The following is an 18348-nucleotide window of genomic DNA, read 5'->3' on the forward strand; positions in this document are numbered from 1 at the left end:
ATTCCCATGGTCAACTCTTTCCCCCAAGAGCCACTTGTCCTCAACAACAACGGGGCGTGGTGTTGGTTCCAGGACGAGCGCGCACTGATCGACCCCGCAAACAACACCTTGCTGGTGGGCTCGGTCGCTGCACCTGAAGGACAGGGTGGTGCGGAACGTGGCGGCAACATTGAAGTTGCGGAGGTGAACCTTGCTACCGGTCAGAGCCGCGTCCACGTACTCCATGAAAGGTTGGAGTCCGATGACCACAACGCTCCCGCCCTCCTCATCCGGCCCGACGGCCACTATGTGGCGATGTATGCCAAGCACAAAACGGACAACTACTCCCGCTGGCGCGTCTCCACCAAGCCGCACGACGCTTCCCAGTGGGAACCGGAGCAGCAGTTCGATTGGACGAAACTCGCCGACGGTCGCGGCGCCACCTACTCCAACTTGCACGCTCTAAGCACCGAAGGCCGGGTCTACAATTTTGTCCGCGCCATCAACGACGACCCCACGCTGATGATTTCCGAGGACCACGGCAGCACCTGGAGCTACGGCGGCAAACTCTTCACCAGACCCAAAATCGGCTACGTCAACGGCTACACCCGCTATGCCGGCAACGGCACGGACCGGATCGACCTCATCACCACGGACCACCACCCACGCGACTACAACAACAGCATCTACCACGGCTACATCCAGGGCGATGCGCTCCACGACGCCGAGGGCAAGGTGGTCAGCAAGCCCGTCATCGGCTCAGTCGGGATCAACCAGACGGCCCTCACCACCGTTTTCGAAGCCGGGCTAACGCTCGACGGCGATGCCCTCACCCATGGCTGGACTACTGACCTTCGCCGGCGGGGCACGGAACTCACGGCGATCCTCACGTGCCGGGCCAACGACGTGAACGGTCCGCTGCAGCGGGAGCAAATGCTCGACGTCGACGATCACCGCCTGCTGTACGCCCGCTTTGATGGGTTGCGCTGGAAGCTGCATCCCCTCGCCGTCGCCGGTCCCGGCTTGCTACCGCACGAGCAGGACTACACCGGGCTGGGTGCTGTGGACCCGAACAACCTGGATCGCGTCTACATCTCCGCACCCGTGGACCCGCGAACCGGTGCAACCACTGCGCACTACGAGATCTACCGGGGCCGGACTTCCGATTCCGGCGCCAGCTGGACATGGGAAGCCATCACCGAGGGATCGGATGTGGACAACCTCCGGCCCATGGTCATTCCCGGCGATCCCTCGGTCCACGCAGTGTGCTGGTTCCGGGGATCAATGAGCTCGTCGCAGAGCTACTCCACGGAGGTATTGCTGCTTCTCTAACGCGCTACATGGGTTGTTGGGTTGGCCTAGTTCGTTGGGTTCGCCATGGGCGGATGGATGTGCCGGTCAGTGGCGGTGAACAGCGCTGCCGGGGCACCACCGGTAGCCGCCCTCGCCTTCCGGCCTGTGGCAGTCAAGTGGGGCATCATCTTTCGGGTGAAGTTTCCCGCCGGAAGGGTGGTGTCCCACACTGCGTCGTAGACGGTGCGAAGCTGCGTCAAGGTGAACTCATGCGGCAGCAGGCGGGCTGCGACCGTGGTGTATTCCATCTTGCCGGCCAGCCGCCGCAGACCGTCCTGCAGAATTTCGAGGTGATCGAAGGCCAGATCGTTGCTGCGCAGGACGTCGTGGACAGGGTGCCACGCAGCAGCTGCGGCGTCGGACCCTGCGGCAATCCCCGGCAGGACACTCCCGTCCGTCGCGAGCAGGGCCAGGTGGGCAACGGAAACAACTCGCATCCGCGGGTCCCTATCCGGGCTGGTGTACGTGGCCAACTGCTCGATGTGTACCGGCAACTTCCCAAGGTCCAGCCCCGTCTCTTCTACGAGCTCCCGTTGTGCCGCTTGTTCGGCAGACTCCTTAGGTCCGACGAAACCACCGGGCAGCGCCAGCGCATCCTTAAACGGATGCCCGCCCCTGCGAACCAGCGCCACGTTCAAAGCGCCCGCGGACACCGCGAAGACCACCAGATCTGCGGTGAGGGCCACGGACGGGTAATCCCCGGGGTTATAGCTTTGGAGGAATTCCTTCGCGGACTGTGAATTCGCCGTCATGCCGATGCCCTTTCCAGAACGGATGGGGCCACAACGGATGGGGCCAGAACGGTTCGGCTTGCCCACGGCGGTGAAGTGAATCCGCTCCGTTGCGCAAGGATGAGGTCAATCGTCTCGACGGCAGTCTTCACACGCCGATCATGGTCACCTGTGACCAGAATCCAGGAATGCCCCTCCTCGGTCAGGGTTTCCTTGAACCACTCGGTCATTTCTGCCCGCCGGTGCTCGCCTTCACGCCACCCGTCGTCTTCAAAGTCCACGCCCTCGTGATCGGTGATCAAGTACAGATCCCTGCGGGGCAGAACATCTGCCGCGTGGAAGGAGCCAAAGCTTCCTTCGCCGAGGTAGTACCGCTCCCACAGCGTGGTGGCCAGGGCATCGGTGTCTGCTATCACCAAGGGGCAGGCATCCGCTGCAGCGTTTTCCATCGCGTTCTGCCGTGCGCCAATCAAACTGAAGTCTTCGGCAGTCCACACCATGTCCTCTATACCGGCGTCGGGCGTCTCCGAGCGGAGGCGGTGGAACTTCTCGTAGGTGAACTGACGGCCATACTCGGGGACGTCGGCAATCCGGGGGAACCTCGGCCGGTAATGTTCGGTCAGCGCGTTGGCCAAAGTGGTGGTGCCTGTTGATTCGGCGCCCACCACGATGATCCGCGTTGCCAGTTCCTGGCGGGCGGAAGCGATGATGTTAGGCCATGAGGTGCCGAGGTCCTCCCTGCACATGGTGCCGCTGATCGGATAGGCCCGCCGGGACGGGTCCACCGGCACGTGTTCTGCCCCGAAAGCCGCAGCAAGGCGTGAACCGTATTCTTCGGAGCTGAAGACCGCGTCGATTGATGTCACACCATGGCTCTTCAGGGCCAGCCGCATCAGCTCGTTCTGGGCAGTCCAAATTTCGTCCGAGTGGTAGTCCTCGGGGCAGTCATTGCGCATTCCGAAGATTTCCACTCCATGGACGTCATCGAATTCAGCCGCCAGCCACCTGACCCGTTCATCAATAGTGATGGACTCAAAACGGCTGCCAAGTACCAGGACGGCAACCTTCCGGGACTGGGCCGCGGCGGTGGCTATCAAATGTGCGTGGCCCGCGTGCGGCGGGTAGAACTTGCCGATGACCATTGCTTGCTTGTACATCTCAGGCTCCTGCCTTGATGGCTTCGGGGGTGGCCGGCGTTGCAGCGCTTCGGGTGCGCTTCCAGTCGATGAGTCCATAAACGCAGAGAGCGAGGAACCCGAGGTAGAGGATGGCGGTCAACGTCAGGCCGCGGCTGAAGTAGAGCGGGATGGAGACCACATCGATGAAGATCCACACGTACCAGTGCTGGAAGATCTTTTTGGCCTGCCCGTAGGTGGCCACCAGGGATGCGGTCAGCACGAAAGCGTCCGGCCAGGGAACCTGGGAATCTGTTCCGTGGGTGAGGACCATCGCCACGGCTGCAGTGCCGGCTGCCGTGGCCCCGAGGCCGAGGAACAACTCATTGCGGCTCGCATCGCGGATGGGGAGGTCGTTCCGGCTCCCGGTGCCAGCCGTGCCGCGGATCCAGTTGTACCAACCGTAGACAGCGACGGCGGCGAAAATGACCTGCAGGACGGTTTCACCGTAAAGACCGGCTCCCAGGAACAGGATAATGAACGCGATGTTGTTCAGGATTCCGATGGGCCAGTTCCACAGCTTCTGCTTCGCGACTCCGTAGACGCAGGCGGCGCCGGTGACGAAACCAATAATCTCGATCCAGCTCACCGGAGTGCCGAAGAGGTTGGGGATTGCCGCGGAGTTCATCCAGTCGAGCAGCGCCATCATCGTCATCCTTCAGTTCGTTATTATCATTCTGACAATAATGACTGTAGCAGGGTTATCGTCACTTTGACAATAACCCCGTGGAGGGCGATGACGGCAGGGACCGCAGGAAGTGCCACAGCCCTGCGGTCCCCAAGCTTCCCCTAGGGCTTCCCCAGGGTCTGCCTAAGCAAACTTGGCCAGGGGGTTGGCCAGGCGACCGGCCATCTGGAGACCGCCGGAGGGATCGGAGATGTCCAGCATCTGCTGGTTGTTCCTCAATTGCAGGCGATTGAGGCAGGACAACTCAAAGTCCGGCGCAAAGAGATCGTGCATAGCGAACTGGTCAGCAAGCTCCGGGTGGCGCTGCTGGTACTCCCGCAGTACGGAGGCAGCGGTCCCCCAGAACTCGTCCTCCCGCAGCGTCCCGTCCTCCACAAGGATGGCTCCGAGGAAGCGGAAAATGCAGTCGAACACGTCCGTGAAGATGGCCAGGACCATTTCCTCGGCAGGGATCTCAGCCTTGACACGGGAGACCTCCTCCGGAAGCTCCAGCCTGTCCCCCATGACCACAATTTCCTCGGCGATGTCCTTCATGATCGCGCGCACAGGCACGCCGTTTTCTAGGATCAGGATGACGTTCTCACCGTGCGGCATGAAAGCGAGCTCGTACTCATAGAGGCAGTGGACCAGCGGCACGAGGTAGGCCTCGAAGTAGCGGCGAAGCCACTCGGTGGGCGCCAGGCCGGACCGGGAAATCAGTGCGGAAACCACGGAGTTTCCGGACGAATCCACGTGCAGCAGCGATGCCATGGTGGCCAACTGCTGGCCGTCCTCCAGCAGCGGCAGCGGACTTTCCCTCCACAGGGCAGAGAGCATCTTGCGGTAGGGCGAACCCTTGGCCGAAGCAGCCTCGTAGTAGCGGTTGTGATAGCCGATGGCCGCGGTTTCACGGATCATGGCCAAGCCCCGGTTCTGGAGCTCCTGGTCATTACCGATCAGTTCCTGCAACCAATCGTTGATGGCAGGCGTGGCCTTCATGTACTGCGGAGACAGGCCACGCATGAAGCCCATGTTCAGCACGGACATGGCCGTTTTGACGTACGCCTTCTCCGGGTGGTCGGTGTTGAAGAACGTGCGGATGGACTGCTGCGCCTGGTACGAATCTTCGCCGGTGCCCAGGTTCACGATGTGGCGCTGGGCGATTTCTGCCGCGAACGTCACTGTGAGCTTGTTGTCCCACTGCCACGGGTGGACCGGCATCAGCAGGTATTCCTCAGGATCAAGTCCGGACGCTGACAATTCCGCCTGGAACCACGCAAGGGTGGCGGGCCCAAGTTCAGCCTCGAAGTGGGTCCTGTAATCCAGCCCGGCGCTGGACGTGAAAACGGCCTTGCTGCGGTGGACAGCGATCCACTGCAGCTTCACGGTGGCACCGGTCTCCGGCGCGAACGCGTGGTAATCGGCAATCCCGAACCCCAGCCGGCCGTTGTTGGCCACGAAACAGGGGTGCCCCTCGGTCATGCTGTGCTCAATGGCTTGGAAGTCAGCGGCCCGGTCAGCCCCGCCGGTGATGCCCGCTGCCAACTCAGCTGAGCTGTACGGCTTGCCCTGCTTGTACGCGTGGCTTGCCAGCGTGCTGCTGATCTCCTCGAGGTATACCGGCAGCATCTCCATCCGGATAGCCAGTCCCTGATGGAACTCGGCGATGAAGTCCAAGGCATCCACAGGGAGCTCTTTGCCGTCCCGCAACCGAACGATGGATTCGGCGGTGACGGACCAGTGCTCCAATTGCAGCAGCCTGGCGCGGAAACGGTACTCAGTAGCGGCGTCATCGCTCACCACCTTGTAAAGCCCGACGCCGGCACCCTCCTGGCGGATCAGCTCCGGGGCCAGGATGCGCTCGTGCGAGAACTCGGCGATCGCCTTTCGGACCAGGTGCCGGTTGGCGGCTGCCCAGCGTCCCGGGGTCAGGTGGGACACGGAATCAACAGCCGCAGTGGTGGTGGCGTTGTCGGCAGTGGTGGTCACAGGAATTCTCCTCTGGTCGCCGCGGCAGGCGCGGCCAAAATCGGGGTCAGGGTAGCGAGAAAATCCTCGCGGGTGCAGAAGCTCAGCAGCCCTTGCTTATGGTCTTCGGCGGGGTCGACGGCGGGAAGGGTCACCACGCCGTGCGGCCGGAAACCGACCTTCTCGTTCAGGACATGGATCTTGTGGTTGCGGGCGTCAGGCTCGACGACGACCCGCCGGGTCACCGGGTCGGCGAACAGTTCCGCCATCACGGACTGCATGACGCCGGTGGTAAAACCAGGCTGGGGATCGCCTGCGGGCGGTGACACCAGAAGGTGCATGCCAACATCACCGGGTTGGACCTCGTAGACGACTGCCAACGGCGATGACTCCGGGCGGTAACGCTCCATCAGGAAGGCGGGGACGCCGTCGTCGAGCCCCAAAAAGGCTTGGTGATGGCCCGATTCGGCAATCCTGGAGTACTCCGCCACAACATCCTGCTCGGTGGCCGAAACCATGCCCCAGAATCGCGCGTATTGCTGACTCACCCAGCTGTGGAGGACAGGTGCGTCCGCTACGGGATCGACGGGCCGGAAGGTGAAGCTCATACTGTTGCCCCCGCTGTCTCAGCGACGTTGGCAGCCACGGGAGCGGGAGCGCCAAACTGCTGGAACGCGATGCTTCGCTCGATCGGATACACTTCGCGGCCCGTGATTTCGCGCAGGATGCAGGAGTTCCGGTACGCAGCCATGCCGAGGTCCGGGGTGACGAAACCGTGGGTGTGCAGCTCGGCGTTCTGGACGAAGATTTCGCCAGCCTCCACACCGGTGCCGTAGTTCCGATCGACGTCGAAACGGCCCTTGATGTCGCGGCGGATCCTGTCCTGGATACCGGCCAGGAAGGCGGGCTCCTTGTAGCTGTACCCGGTGGCGAGAACCACGGCTTCGGACTCCAGGCTGTAGCTCTTCCCGTGCTCCTCGTGGTGCAGCTGGAGCGTGTGGGCGCCCGTGGCAGCGTCCCACTCCGCGGCGGTGAGCGACGAATGCGTGTGCAGCTGCGTGTCCACCATTCCGGAGAGGCTCTTGGTGTACAGGAGATCGTAGATGTCGTCGATCAGGTCCGAGTTGATGCCCTTGTAGAGGTTCTTCTGGCTCTTGATCAGGGAATCGCGCTGCTCCCCCGGGAGCGAGTGGAAGTAGTCAACGTACTCCGGCGAGGTCATCTCCAGGGTGAGCTTGGTGTACTCCAACGGGAAGAAACGGCCTGAACGGGTTACCCAGTTGAGCTGGTAGCCGTACACATCAATTTCCTGAAGCAACTCGTAGTACAGCTCCGCAGCACTCTGGCCGCTGCCCACGATCGTGATGTTGCGCTTGGACTGCAGCTCACTCTTCCTCGACAAGTAATCGGCGTTGTGGAGGACAAGTCCACCGGCGTTCACTATCCCTGCACAGGAATCCGGAACATAGGGTGAGGTGCCGGTGCCCAGGACCAGCTTGCGGGCGCGAAGCACCTCAGCCCCCTCCGGACCCTGCACCGAGAGCCGGTACACGCCGTCGTCGTACGTCACATCAAGCACATCCGTGCTAAAACGAACCGACTCAAGCTGGCCAGCCACCCACTGACAGTACTGGTTGTACTCGGCGCGAAGCGGGTAGAAGTTCTCCCGGATATAGAAGCGGTACAGCCGGCCTGTCTGCTTCAGGAAGTTCAAGAAGGAGAACGGCGACGTCGGATCGGCGAGCGTCACGAGGTCCGCCATGAACGGAACCTGCAGGTGCGCCGGCTCCAGCATCATGCCGGGGTGCCAGTCGAAGGACTCACGGCGGTCCAGGAACACGCAGTCGAGGTTCTCCACAGGCTCGCTCAGTGCGGCCAGGCCCAGGTTGAAAGGCCCGACGCCGATCCCTGCGACGTCGTAGATCTTGCCGTTGTCCTGGGTGCTCACGCTGCAGCCTCCGTAGTGTTCGCCAGCAGCTCGCTGCCCGTCCGGCGGATAAGTTCGATGATTTCCTGGATGTCCCTCAAGCTCGCCTCGGCGTTGAGGAGGGTGAACTTGAGGTAGTGGCGGCCAGCCACCTTTGTGCCGGCAACTACGGCCTCCCCGGAGGCGAAGATCGCGGCGCGAATGGCGGGGTTGAGGACGTCCGCGGCGTCGTCGTCGAGGGCTGCACCGTCCACCATCGGGCGGTAGCGGAATACCAAAGTGCTCAACTGCGGTGCGGCGGCGAGCTCAAACTCGGCGTCCTCAGCCAGCAAGGTCCCTACCCGGGCGGCGAGGTCGATCGCTTCGTCGAAGAGTGCACCGATTGCATCGGCCCCCATGATCCGCAAGGTCAACCACAGCTTCAGGGCATCGAAGCGGCGGGTGGTCTGAATGCTCTTGTCCACCTGATTGGGAATCTCGGCCTTCGCAGCGCTTTCCGGGTTCAGATAGTCCGCGTAGTACGTGACATGGCCCATCATGGAGCCGTTACGGACCAGGACTGCGCTGGAGCTGACGGGCTGGAAGAAGGTCTTGTGGAAGTCGACGGTAACCGAGTCCGCAAGGTGGATCCCGTTGAGGAGGTGGCGGTGCCTGCCGGAAACGATCAGCCCTCCACCGTAGGCGCCGTCCACGTGGAGCCAGGAATCGTAGGCGCGAACCAGTGCGGCCAGTTCGGAGAGCGGGTCAACCGAACCGAAGTCAGTGGTCCCGGCAGTGGCTACAACCGACATGGGCACCAGTCCGGCGTCGTGCGCTTCTGCCAAAGCAGCCGCGAGTGCAGCGGGGTCCATGCGGTGGTCTTCGGTGGTGGGCACGGCAATCACGGCGTCGAAGCCCAGGCCCAACATGGACGCGGACTTCTGGATGCTGAAGTGGCTGTCCGCGGACGTGAAAATCCGGAGCCGGTCCAGCAGATGCGGCAGGCGGGCGTCCCCGTTCGTCGCCCGCAGCTTGGCGACCGCGTGATTGCGGGCAATCAGCAGCGCTTGGAAGTTGGACTGGCTGCCGCCCGAGGTGAACACGCCGTCAGCGTCGGCATCGAAACCAATGCGCTCCGCGGTCCAATCGATGAGGCGGCGCTCGATCATGGTGGCACCCGCGCTCTGATCCCAGGTGTCCATGGACGAGTTCACGGCCGAGAGCACGGCTTCACCTACCAGCGCGGGGATGACCACCGGGCAGTTCAGGTGGGCGGCGTAGCGGGAATCGTGGAAGTAGATGGCGTCCTTGAGGTAGAGATCGTCCAGTTCTTCCAGGGCAGCGGCCGTGTCGGGCAGCGGACGCTCCAGGTCCACGGCACCAACTTTGGCTTTCAGTTCTGCATGCCCGACGCCGGTAAACGGCTGGGAGGTCCGCTGGACTTTGGTGGAAACCGCATTGACCCCCTGGAGGACCTGAGCGACGTAACTGGGTGAATTTCGTGCGTTGAACAGCTGGTTTGTGGCAGCGAGGGCCAGTTCCACTTTGGAGCCAAAATCCTGCTCCTGAGCGATCCGCTCTTCGACACTAGGTGACGTCACGTCAGCTTCCTTCCATTGCGTTGGGGCGCTTGTTAGCAAGGTAAGCCTTACTTAGGTAAGCCTTTCCGTCAAACTTTTGTGACCTATTTCGCCTAGAAGGCGGTTTCTCGCGTTTTTCCTGCCCGTGACCGCGTCATTGACTTTCCATCCAGCGACATTGGGTGCAAAATGTGGCTCGCTTTTCGGCCACCCGAAACGTCCACAGCCACCAGCAGCTGCCACCTGCGGCTCGCATCGGGCAGGGAGTAGAGTGCAAGGACTATCGGCAACAAGCGGTTGGGGGACCTCATGCAAGACCACGTTCACGAACGCATCGGTTTCCGCGAAATCGACGAGCACGGCAACGCCATGCCCGCCGTCAGCCCTGACGCGCCCGAACCCGCAGACCCCGCGCATAAACGCGCTTCGCCCAACCCCTTCATCATTGCGCTGTGGGTGCTGGATGCAGGGCTGTTGGGCTTCGGGTTCTGGGCCTTGACCGAAGCAGCGGCAGCGATGGCAGGACCAACACAGTTCAACACATCGGCGCAGCTCAGCTTCATGCTGATGTCCTACACCCCGTACGTACTCCTGGGCGGCCTGCTGCTGGCCGCCGCCCTGCTCTTCTGGCACGCAGTGCAGTGGCAACGTAAGAGACCCTCACCAACAAACTCGGTATAACCGACACAGCATGCGGCACCGGGGATGGGTCCCGGCCGCCGCGCACTTTATGCCCTGTGCCCTATGCCTATGCCTATGCCTATGCCTTGGAACGCTTGCGGCGTCCACCCAGGAACATGAAAAGCCCAAACCCGGTAACCAGCAGACTGATGGGTAGCACCGTGAGGACAGCCCCCGTGCTGGCCAGGAATCCCTCAGGCTGGCCAGGGACATCCGAAGTCCCGGGGGCATTGGCGGCTCCCGCAGGAGTGGTTGCCGGTTCCGGGTCATCCCCGGCCCCGAACGTACCCGATGGAGGATGCTTACCCGATCCCGGATTGGTACCCGCCGCAGGAGTCGTACCCTCCGGGGGCGCCGCCCCATCCGGGGAGACCGGAGGAAAAGTCACAGTAACCCGCGCTGGTGGAGTGATCACCGGGAGTTCCCCCGGAGGCGTACCAGTTGCCGTGGCCGAATAGGTGACGTTTCCGGAGTTGGTATCGGCCTGGGTGACCGCATAACGTGCCGTAGCGGTGACAGTTTCACCGGGTAACAGGGTTCCTGCGGCACCGGGCCAGGCGTAGTCCAGATCCGTGAGACCCTGCATCTGATGGGCCACTGCCACAGCCGTCAGTGGCGCACTCCCGGCGTTGTGCAGCGTGAACCTGTACACGATCATCTCGCCCACCCGCGTCGGGTCTCCCAGCGCGGAAGCGTCCCCGGTTATCCCGAACTCCAACGTCGAGATGGTGTTCAGCGTAGTGCCTGTTTCACTCTGCGGCGGCGTGACGGAAGGACCCACGGGAGGAGTACCTGTGGCGGACGCGCTACTGACCACCCGGCCGGCGTCGATATCCGCCTGAGTGAGCGTATACGTTGCCGCGGCCGTCACGGTCTGGCCGGGGAGAATCACGCCCGGAGTACCCGGCCAGTTGTAGTCCAAGGAGGAAAGGCCAACCAGCGGAGCATCGATCTCCACGTCCTTGAGCGTGACATTGCCGCTATTGGTCGAGGTGAAGGTGTAGGCGATGACATCGCCCACTTTCGACACCTCAGCATCGGGTTTCCTTGAAGACCCGGTGAACTGCATGGCCGGCGCCATCACCAAGGGAGTGTCTGCAACGCCGGTATGTGGAGTGACAGGCGGACCCGCGGGAGGGTTCCCGGTAGCCCAAGCACTGTTGGCGACGTGGCCGGCGTCGATGTCCGCTTGGGTAATGGCATACGATGCGGTCGCAACCAGCAGCTGGCCGGGAAGAAGCTCCCCCGGAATGCCTGGCCAGTTGTAGGCCATGGCAGAAAGGACAGCCTTCGAATCGTTGATCACCACGTCGGTCAGCGTGACGTTTCCCGTATTCCTTACCGTCAACGAGTACCCGATCCGGTCCCCCACAACTGCAGGAGACCGGACGGTGGAAGCGTCGGCCAGGAAAGTGACCTCCATATCCGGCGCCGAGTCGGCCGTGGTGGTCACCACACAGCTGATGTCGGCACCGGCTACGGGAACGATGGCAAGCCAACCGGGGAAGGCCGCGCCGTTGGGAAGGTCCGGCTGCAGTCCGTGGGCGTCGGCACAAGTGATGTTCTTGTCATAGCCGGACAGGTTTGTGCCCGATTGAGTGAGGTAATACGTGGCGCCCGCTGCGGCAACGTACTGGCCAGTGGTGCCGGAACCCGCAGTGACCGTGGCACCGGACCCCGTGGTGGTGGAGTTCACGCTACTGCCCACCACCGGCCCATCGGCCGAGCCTGCCCGGATTTCAGTGGTGAACTGGTCCGAATTCTGCAGGCGTGTCGCATTCAGAGCCGTGCTCATTTCCAGGCGCGGGGCGCGCACGGTCAGGGCAGCGTTCGCTGGCGGGACCAGGTTGGTGGCCATAGAGGCAGGACCGTCAGCGTACGTTCCCTCTACAGCAGCGGTGACGTCCACCGCGATGGTGCACGACGACATGCCCGGCGCCATATCACCGCCGGTCACGGAAATCGAGGGACTTCCGGCCGCCGCAGTCCGCAGCATCGGGCTGGTCCCTGGCGACTGTTCACACGTCCCGCCGAGGTTGGGGGTAGCGGCCACCACAACTCCGGCGGGGAGGGTGTCCGTGAAGAACCAGTCATTCTTCGCTGCCAGTTCATCGGTGTTGGTGACCGTCAGGGTCATTCGGGACGTACCGCCAGGACCCACCAGGGAAGGATTGAAGGCTTTGTCCAGCTGCGGTGTGACGTCCACAATCTGCGGGAGGTCGAATGCCACATCATTGCCGGCTCCGGTAGTGGTCTCATTCCGGAGTTCCAGACCAAGGGTGGGGTTGATGGTGCCAGCCGGGATTCGGTAGGGAACGGATTGCAGCTTGGTGACGTGAACGCTGGCCTGGGTGCTGCTGCCACACGGATCAAGCCCGGCGCTGAGGACTTGCCGCGTCCCATTGATGAGGAGGCTGAAGGTCTGGCTGGCGTGTGCTGCATGGCAGTTCACTTGGGCGAAGTATGCGGACACAGCGTAGTAGTGGCCCGCGATTGCCGGAACAGCGTTCCCCTTCGTACGGAACTGCACACCGGCCGCGATGCTTCCGGCGGCACTGTTGGTGTACTCGGACAACACCTGATTTCCGGCAGCTTGCTCCGGGCTCTGCCCCTGTGCCAAGCCGAGCTCTACGGCCATCTGCTGGACCTGCGCCCAACCGGCCGGCTGGTTCCTGAGGCAACCGGAGTCAGCCGTGGGCAACGGAGTGAAGGAGTTCAGAATCCAGCCGTCGCATTCGCCGCCCGCCGGCGTGTAGGGCGTGTCAGCTTCATAGCTTTCATGGGCTGCTGCTGGACCGCCCTGATAGTCCAGGATGCCGATGGCCCCGGCCGTGGCGTCCTCGTTGGAGAAGTCCTCAACGTAGACAGTAGTGCCTGCCTGGGCCACGCCAGGTGTTCCAGGTGCCGTGGCCCAGGCAGGCTGCGCTGAGGCTCCACCAAACCCCAGCGACATCACGGCCGTCATCAAAGCCGTAGCGATCATGCCCGCAAGAAGCTTGCGTGGACGTACGTCCTTCATGGGTTTTCCTCAGTGCGCTCAACCAGATGTTCTTGTCGTTGAAAAATCAATGCATCCAACGGGGGCACCGAAAACACAGGAGACCCGAACTTAAGGTGAGGGCAGCGGCCGAATCATGACGCGGAAATCCGAAAAACTTTTTGGGAATCCATCATTTGCCGCGCCAAGGACAAGCCGTCAAGCACAAGCAGTGGGCACAAGTTGCCTAGTGATAGGCGTTGGCAAAGGACTTGTTGGCAATGCCTCGGCCGCCAAACTGGTAATTGAGCATCCCTCCGCGGGCAGCATCCGGCAGGGCGACGCCAAGCCGGAACGCAAGATCGTGAGCGGCCATTGAGGTCGTGACGCAACGGACTTGACGGGGTTGGGAAGCCGTTCCGGCGCACGTCCACCCAGTGGGAGCAGCAGTCCTGTCCGCCACGAAAGTCGCCTGGTCCGGGAGGGTAAAGACCACTTCTCCCGTTGTGGGCGACCCCTCGCCGTCCACCGCGAACTCCACACGGAGCTCCCGTTCCCCGGAACCGGAGCCGGCAGCTGAGGCGAACGTCGCATCGACCGTTTGCGTTTCAGGTGCCGTAGGGCTGGAAGCCGCGGGCGCCGCCGTCGACGACACCGTCCCGGAGTCCACCACCACGGCACTGCGCTTCCCCTCCGCTGGCTGAGTCTCGACGGCGGTGGGTTTCGGCTCGGCGGCCACGGGCGTCTCTGCCGCGGGAACCTGGGCAAGACCCGGTGACACCCCGGTAGCCTCGACACCCGGCGTTGGGGGTGGCGAAGGCGTTGTAGTTGGCGAGGGTGTTGCTGCTGGAGCTGACGTAGCGTGGACCGGAGGGACTTTCGCACCACCGTCCCCAGCAGCATCGGACTCGGTGGCGGCAGTGGGCTGAAGCAACCATCCGAGGACTCCCACCAGCGCCAGTACTCCCACCACGATCGCCGCCGCTATCTTCCACACGTGGCTGACGCTGCGCGCCGCGAAGGTCCCTGGGGTTATGGCTGCTGATCCAAGCGACGCATACGCGGCCGGACTGAAGGCGATGCCCGTCACCAAGGGGAACAGGATGGCCCTCATGCCGCCTTGGACGTCGTTAAGTTCCATCAGCAGGGCAGTGCACTTGGCACAGCCGTCCAGGTGAATCCTGACTCTCTCCGCAGAGGTGCGTCTCAGGGCGTTGCGGGCGTACTTTCCCAATTGGCTGGCGTACTCTTCGCAGCCGTCATCCATCGTCTGGCTGATGTGCTGCTGGAGATAGGCCTGACGCAGTCCTTCCCTCGCCCGGAGGGCCAAAGACGAGACGCCATTGGGAGTGAGCCCCACCAGCGGAGCCGCCGCGGCCGGCTTCAGGCCTTCAATGTCCAGGTGCCAGAGTACGGCCTGCCAGCGTTCGGGCAAGGACTTGAACGCCCTGGCCATGATGCTGGACTCGAGGTCGTTGAGGACGGGGTCGCTGTCCAATACAGCGGAATCCAGGACGGCGTCGTCGGCAGCAGTCGGCATTCGTCGGGCCCTGCGGTTCCGGTCGTGAGCCGTGCGGCGCACCACGGTCAGGAGATAGGAACGGAAGAACTCCTTGGGCCCCTTGCCTTCGGTCAGCAACTGGAAGACTGTGGCAAATGACTCAGCAACAACATCGTCGGCGTCACTGGGATTGTCGGTCTGGGCACGAGCCACATATTGGGCAATCTTCAGGTGCCGCTCATAGAGGACGTCGAAGGCTTCCGTAACCCCCTGACGCACCATGGAAATGATGTGGGGATCGCTTTCAGCGGCCATTGCGAGGGCTGAGGAGTCCCCGCCGCCCTTTACCGAAGTTACATGATCCATAAGCAGTAGTGTGACATCAGATTCCGCGTGACTTGAATCGCGCTCGTCATACCTGTAGAGAACTCATGTTTTTGCATTTTTCGCGTCACGATTCCGTACTTGGCAGCACTAGTGAGTCATGACCTTCCCAACCGCCGCACTGAGCCGAGGAAAAACCGGCGTCCGGCGCCCCCTCCTGAAGTTGACGCGCGCACTCCACCAAAAGGCCCACCGGCGTCAGGGGGCCGTGGTTCGGGGATTGCCGCACTGCCGCTCCGGACTGCTTGCCCGCAAGAAGAACGCGGGACATGTCGCATTGGTCTACGGCGCGGACAGGACTTGGGCCATTCCGGGCGATACTGTCATTTTCACGGCATGGATCACCAACGACTCGGGCAGTTACCTGCGGGACATCGCCTTGATACCGCGTTCCTTCACCAACGAGGGCATGGAAGTACTCCACTACACCACTGAACCTGTCCAGCGGGACCTTGAAATCAGCCGCCTGGCCCCTGGCCAATCAGTGATGCGGAGCTTCTCCTACCAGGTCACGGATTCCGATCATCTGCACGGCGGGAGCCTGGTCAGTGCAATGCAGGTCCGGGCCACGTGCCGGGGACAGCTCATCGCCGATGAGCATGACGCCTTGGTCTCGCTCAGCGGAACACCACCGAACTGGCCGTTCCAGACCACCACGGTCCAACGCAAAAAGAGCTGAACGTCTACTCGTTGTTCGGTTGGCCCACAGGCTTCTCAGCAGGCCAATCAACGTCCTGTTCGTAGCCCTCGTGCTTCTTCAAGTACGCGGCAATGTAAGGGCAATGCGGGATGATCCGCTTTCCGGACGCCACCACATCATCCAACGCAAAGTGCGCCAGTACTTTCGCCAGGCCCTGGCCGTTGAACCCCGGCTTCGTCTCAGTGTGAATGAAATCAATATGACCGGGCTTGTCCATGAACTGGGAAATCACGGCCAACTCTCCGTCCACATGTAGCTCATAGCGGTGAAATTTGTCGTTGCGCACTGTGGTGACGCCAGGGCGGAACGACTCTGCCAGTGAATCCGTGTACTCGGTCATGTTTCGAGATTGGCACGTAAATCCGGCTCTGGCAACGTCCGCAACCGCTCCACGGATACTTCCGCGTCCTCCCGCAGCGGCGGTTGCACCACCGGCGTCGGAACCCTTCCGAGAAGAAGGACGGCAAGGGCGAAGCAGGCCGCTCCCCCGCCCAACAGTGCCAGCGTCAAACCGTTCAAGGCGGCATCAGCCACCGGGACTAAAACCACGACGCCGGCCGTCACCACAGCGGAACGCAACGGACCGCGGGCGTGGCTGGCCGCCGTCGGACGGTTCTCCAAGCGACCAAGAAGCCACACCACAGGGACCAACAGGGCTACAACCGCGAAAAAGACGGGTATTCGCGCCCACCACCACTCTGCGGTCCCGGCCGACGGCTTGGGAACATTAGTGAGCAGCAGCAACCCGGACATGCCCACCAGGAGCGGAAGATGCCACAGATAGATGGTCATGGAGTGCCGTCCTGCAACGGCTATGACTGCCTGGATCCAACGGAAGCCGGCGATCGCCCGAAGACCGGGGTGCAGCAACTGGAGTGTTGCGGCTTGGGAAATGCCCAAGAGGAGCAGGCAGAAATTGGGCGGGTTCAGGTTAACCACCATGTTCCCCGGGTACACGGCCACACCGGTCACCACGCCGAGCAAGAGGTTGCTGGAGACGATGGCCCCAACCAGCCAGGTGCGGCTCCTGTGCTCGAAGAAGCCGTCAGCCATCAGAAAGCCCAGGTGCTGCACGGCGCACCAGAGGAAGATCATGTTCGCGAACGCCAGGACGGGAATGGCGCCGCGAAGGGAATCGACTGTAATGATCAGGGCCACCAGGGCGGCGAATGTCAGAAGTGGCGCGCGTTCGTGAAATCGGGCCATCAGGGGAATGCTGAGTTGCGCTGTGAGGTAAGCCGCCAGGAACCAGAGCGGCATGGCGGCGCCGGCGGTCATCAACTGGATGACCTGCGGGTGAACACCCAGCAGCAGCGCGATCCACAGCCCTCCCCACATGATCGCCAGCAAAGCCATGGCCGGACGCACCAGGCGCAGGAGCCGCACCTGAGCGAAGTCGAATCCAGTCCCGCCAAGCGCCTTCAGCCGACGCCATGATTGCAGACCTGTCACACCGCCCAGGACGAAGAACAAGGGCACGATCATGAGGCCCCAGGCCACAGGGGTGAACCAACCCTGCTCCATCAGCACGTTAACGGTAGTGACCGTCCCGTCCTTGTGCAGGACCGGGCTGACCATCATGCAGTGCGCGGCCACCACCAGGAGCAGGCAGGTGAACCGGACAAGGTCGATCACCGGGTCCCGTTGCACAGCCGTCGCCTTGCCGGCGGTAGGATTCGCATCCATCTCCATGGCTCCCCTGCAGTGGCACGCATTTGCGTGCTGACTTCATTGTCCGCCCGGCTGAGGTACGGGACCAGCAGGCGGGGCGCCTGTCCCTTCCGGAATATCAGCTACCGCAGAATTGCCTCTGGACGGCTCATGGAAACACCGGCAGGATCAGAGGCATGACTACGTCGATTTTCGTCAACCTGCCCGTCAGCGACCTTGAAGCATCCAAGGCCTTCTACACGGCCCTTGGCTACACCATCAACCCTAATTTCACCGATGACACTGCAGCCTGCGTGGTCTTCAGCGACACCATTTATGCCATGCTCCTGACCCATGCCAAGTTCAGCGAATTCACCAAGCAGCCCATCGCGGACACGCACAACACGACGGCGGCCATTGTCGCCATTTCTGCCGATAGCCGTGAAGACGTGGATGCCTTGGCCGCCAAGGCGCTCGAAGCCGGCGGGTCCGAAACCTACGACGCCCAGGACCTTGGTTTCATGTACAGCCGCGCATTCCGTGACCTGGATGGCCACCACTGGGAAGTCCTGTGGATGGACGACGCAGCGGCACAATCCGGCCTCCCGGAGTCCTAAGCCCGCGAGTTTTTGTACAGCAGATGCCCTTCAGAAGGCGTTTTCAGGGCACCTGCTGTACAAAAACTCAGGAGGTTGTAACGGCGATGATTCCAAGCACGACGGCGAGCAACGGCGTTGTGCCTTGGAGCGTTGCTGCGCGGAGGTACTTTTTTCCACTGGCGGCGAGGACGAGTGCCGCGAGGAGCATGGAACCACAGCTGCTGAAGACGAGGGTCCAGCCGACCTGGGTTGCACCCATGGCTACTGCGACGATGCCGATCAACGCGCCAATGGCAAGGAACAGATTGTAGAAGCCTTGGTTGTAGGCGAGCGGCTTGGTCGTTTCCGCGTCGGCCTGAGAGGTGATGCTGAACGTTTTCCAGGTCTTGGGCTTGGTCCAGGTAATGGACTCCATGGTGAAGATGTAGACGTGGAGCAGGGCGGCTATCGTCGCAAAAATCAGGGAGGCCAGGATCATGGTTTGATCCTAGCCTCCC

Annotated in this window: 16 protein-coding genes; 4 read left to right on the plus strand and 12 right to left on the minus strand. The window is 62.3% G+C overall.

Annotated features, from left to right (window positions below; genetic code table 11):
• Positions 1–6 precede the first annotated feature (6 nt).
• On the plus strand, positions 7–1311 hold the full coding sequence (locus EU811_RS03205) for a BNR-4 repeat-containing protein (RefSeq protein ID WP_142937053.1): 1305 nt from the start codon (positions 7–9) through the stop codon (positions 1309–1311).
• A 26-nt stretch (positions 1312–1337) separates the two neighbouring features.
• Here the strand turns inward: EU811_RS03205 and EU811_RS03210 are convergent, their stop codons facing one another.
• From EU811_RS03210 to EU811_RS03240, 7 genes are all read right to left on the minus strand, one after another.
• A complete protein-coding gene (locus EU811_RS03210; protein ID WP_142937054.1) occupies positions 1338–2084 on the minus strand; it encodes an NUDIX hydrolase in 747 nt (248 codons plus the stop codon).
• Positions 2081–3220 carry an AAA family ATPase gene (locus EU811_RS03215; protein ID WP_142937055.1) on the minus strand — a complete coding sequence of 380 codons (1140 nt, stop codon included), beginning with the start codon at positions 3218–3220 and terminating at the stop codon, positions 2081–2083. Before EU811_RS03215 ends, EU811_RS03210 begins: the two co-directional genes overlap by 4 nt.
• Position 3221: 1 nt before the next feature.
• Entirely contained in the window at positions 3222–3887 is a 666-nt protein-coding gene (pnuC, locus tag EU811_RS03220) for a nicotinamide riboside transporter PnuC (RefSeq protein WP_142937056.1), read from the minus strand.
• Positions 3888–4049: 162 nt separating this feature from the next.
• Positions 4050–5894: an IucA/IucC family protein gene (locus EU811_RS03225; RefSeq protein WP_142937057.1), complete on the minus strand. Its 1845-nt coding sequence runs from the start codon at positions 5892–5894 to the stop codon at positions 4050–4052.
• The gene (locus EU811_RS03230) at positions 5891–6481 is read right to left on the minus strand and encodes a GNAT family N-acetyltransferase (RefSeq protein ID WP_142937058.1); all 591 of its coding nucleotides are present in this window, start codon (positions 6479–6481) and stop codon (positions 5891–5893) included. The genes EU811_RS03225 and EU811_RS03230 overlap by 4 nt, the downstream gene beginning before the upstream one ends.
• On the minus strand, positions 6478–7821 hold the full coding sequence (locus tag EU811_RS03235) for a lysine N(6)-hydroxylase/L-ornithine N(5)-oxygenase family protein (protein WP_142937059.1): 1344 nt from the start codon (positions 7819–7821) through the stop codon (positions 6478–6480). Before EU811_RS03235 ends, EU811_RS03230 begins: the two co-directional genes overlap by 4 nt.
• Positions 7818–9380 (minus strand): pyridoxal phosphate-dependent decarboxylase family protein, encoded by a 1563-nt coding sequence (locus EU811_RS03240; RefSeq protein WP_142937060.1) that lies wholly within the window; start codon positions 9378–9380, stop codon positions 7818–7820. The genes EU811_RS03235 and EU811_RS03240 overlap by 4 nt, the downstream gene beginning before the upstream one ends.
• 288 nt (positions 9381–9668) lie before the next feature.
• Between EU811_RS03240 and EU811_RS03245 the strand changes: the two genes are divergently transcribed.
• Entirely contained in the window at positions 9669–10040 is a 372-nt protein-coding gene (locus tag EU811_RS03245) for a hypothetical protein (protein WP_142937061.1), read from the plus strand.
• 79 nt (positions 10041–10119) lie between these two features.
• Here the strand turns inward: EU811_RS03245 and EU811_RS03250 are convergent, their stop codons facing one another.
• Positions 10120–13059, minus strand: coding sequence for a DUF7507 domain-containing protein (locus EU811_RS03250; RefSeq protein ID WP_142937062.1), 2940 nt, complete (start codon positions 13057–13059; stop codon positions 10120–10122).
• Positions 13060–13264: 205 nt separating this feature from the next.
• Complete coding sequence (locus EU811_RS03255) at positions 13265–14884, minus strand: sigma-70 family RNA polymerase sigma factor (protein WP_142937063.1); 1620 nt, start codon at positions 14882–14884, stop codon at positions 13265–13267.
• A 118-nt stretch (positions 14885–15002) separates the two neighbouring features.
• Between EU811_RS03255 and EU811_RS03260 the strand changes: the two genes are divergently transcribed.
• Positions 15003–15581 carry a hypothetical protein gene (locus EU811_RS03260; protein ID WP_142937064.1) on the plus strand — a complete coding sequence of 193 codons (579 nt, stop codon included), beginning with the start codon at positions 15003–15005 and terminating at the stop codon, positions 15579–15581.
• 4 nt (positions 15582–15585) lie between these two features.
• Here the strand turns inward: EU811_RS03260 and EU811_RS03265 are convergent, their stop codons facing one another.
• Both EU811_RS03265 and EU811_RS03270 read right to left on the minus strand, forming a co-directional pair.
• Positions 15586–15942: a GNAT family N-acetyltransferase gene (locus EU811_RS03265; protein WP_142937065.1), complete on the minus strand. Its 357-nt coding sequence runs from the start codon at positions 15940–15942 to the stop codon at positions 15586–15588.
• Positions 15939–17294, minus strand: a complete 1356-nt coding sequence (locus tag EU811_RS03270; RefSeq protein ID WP_142937066.1) for an acyltransferase family protein — start codon at positions 17292–17294, stop codon at positions 15939–15941. The genes EU811_RS03265 and EU811_RS03270 overlap by 4 nt, the downstream gene beginning before the upstream one ends.
• Before the next feature lie 155 nt (positions 17295–17449).
• Here EU811_RS03270 and EU811_RS03275 point away from each other — a divergent pair, with 155 nt between their 5' ends.
• Positions 17450–17869: a VOC family protein gene (locus EU811_RS03275; RefSeq protein WP_142937067.1), complete on the plus strand. Its 420-nt coding sequence runs from the start codon at positions 17450–17452 to the stop codon at positions 17867–17869.
• A gap of 67 nt (positions 17870–17936) precedes the next feature.
• Here EU811_RS03275 and EU811_RS03280 read toward each other — a convergent pair whose 3' ends face one another.
• Entirely contained in the window at positions 17937–18329 is a 393-nt protein-coding gene (locus tag EU811_RS03280) for a DUF1304 domain-containing protein (RefSeq protein WP_142937068.1), read from the minus strand.
• Between the last annotated feature and the right edge of the window lie 19 nt (positions 18330–18348).

This window comes from Arthrobacter sp. TS-15 (assembly GCF_006964045.1).
GTDB lineage: Bacteria > Actinomycetota > Actinomycetes > Actinomycetales > Micrococcaceae > Arthrobacter.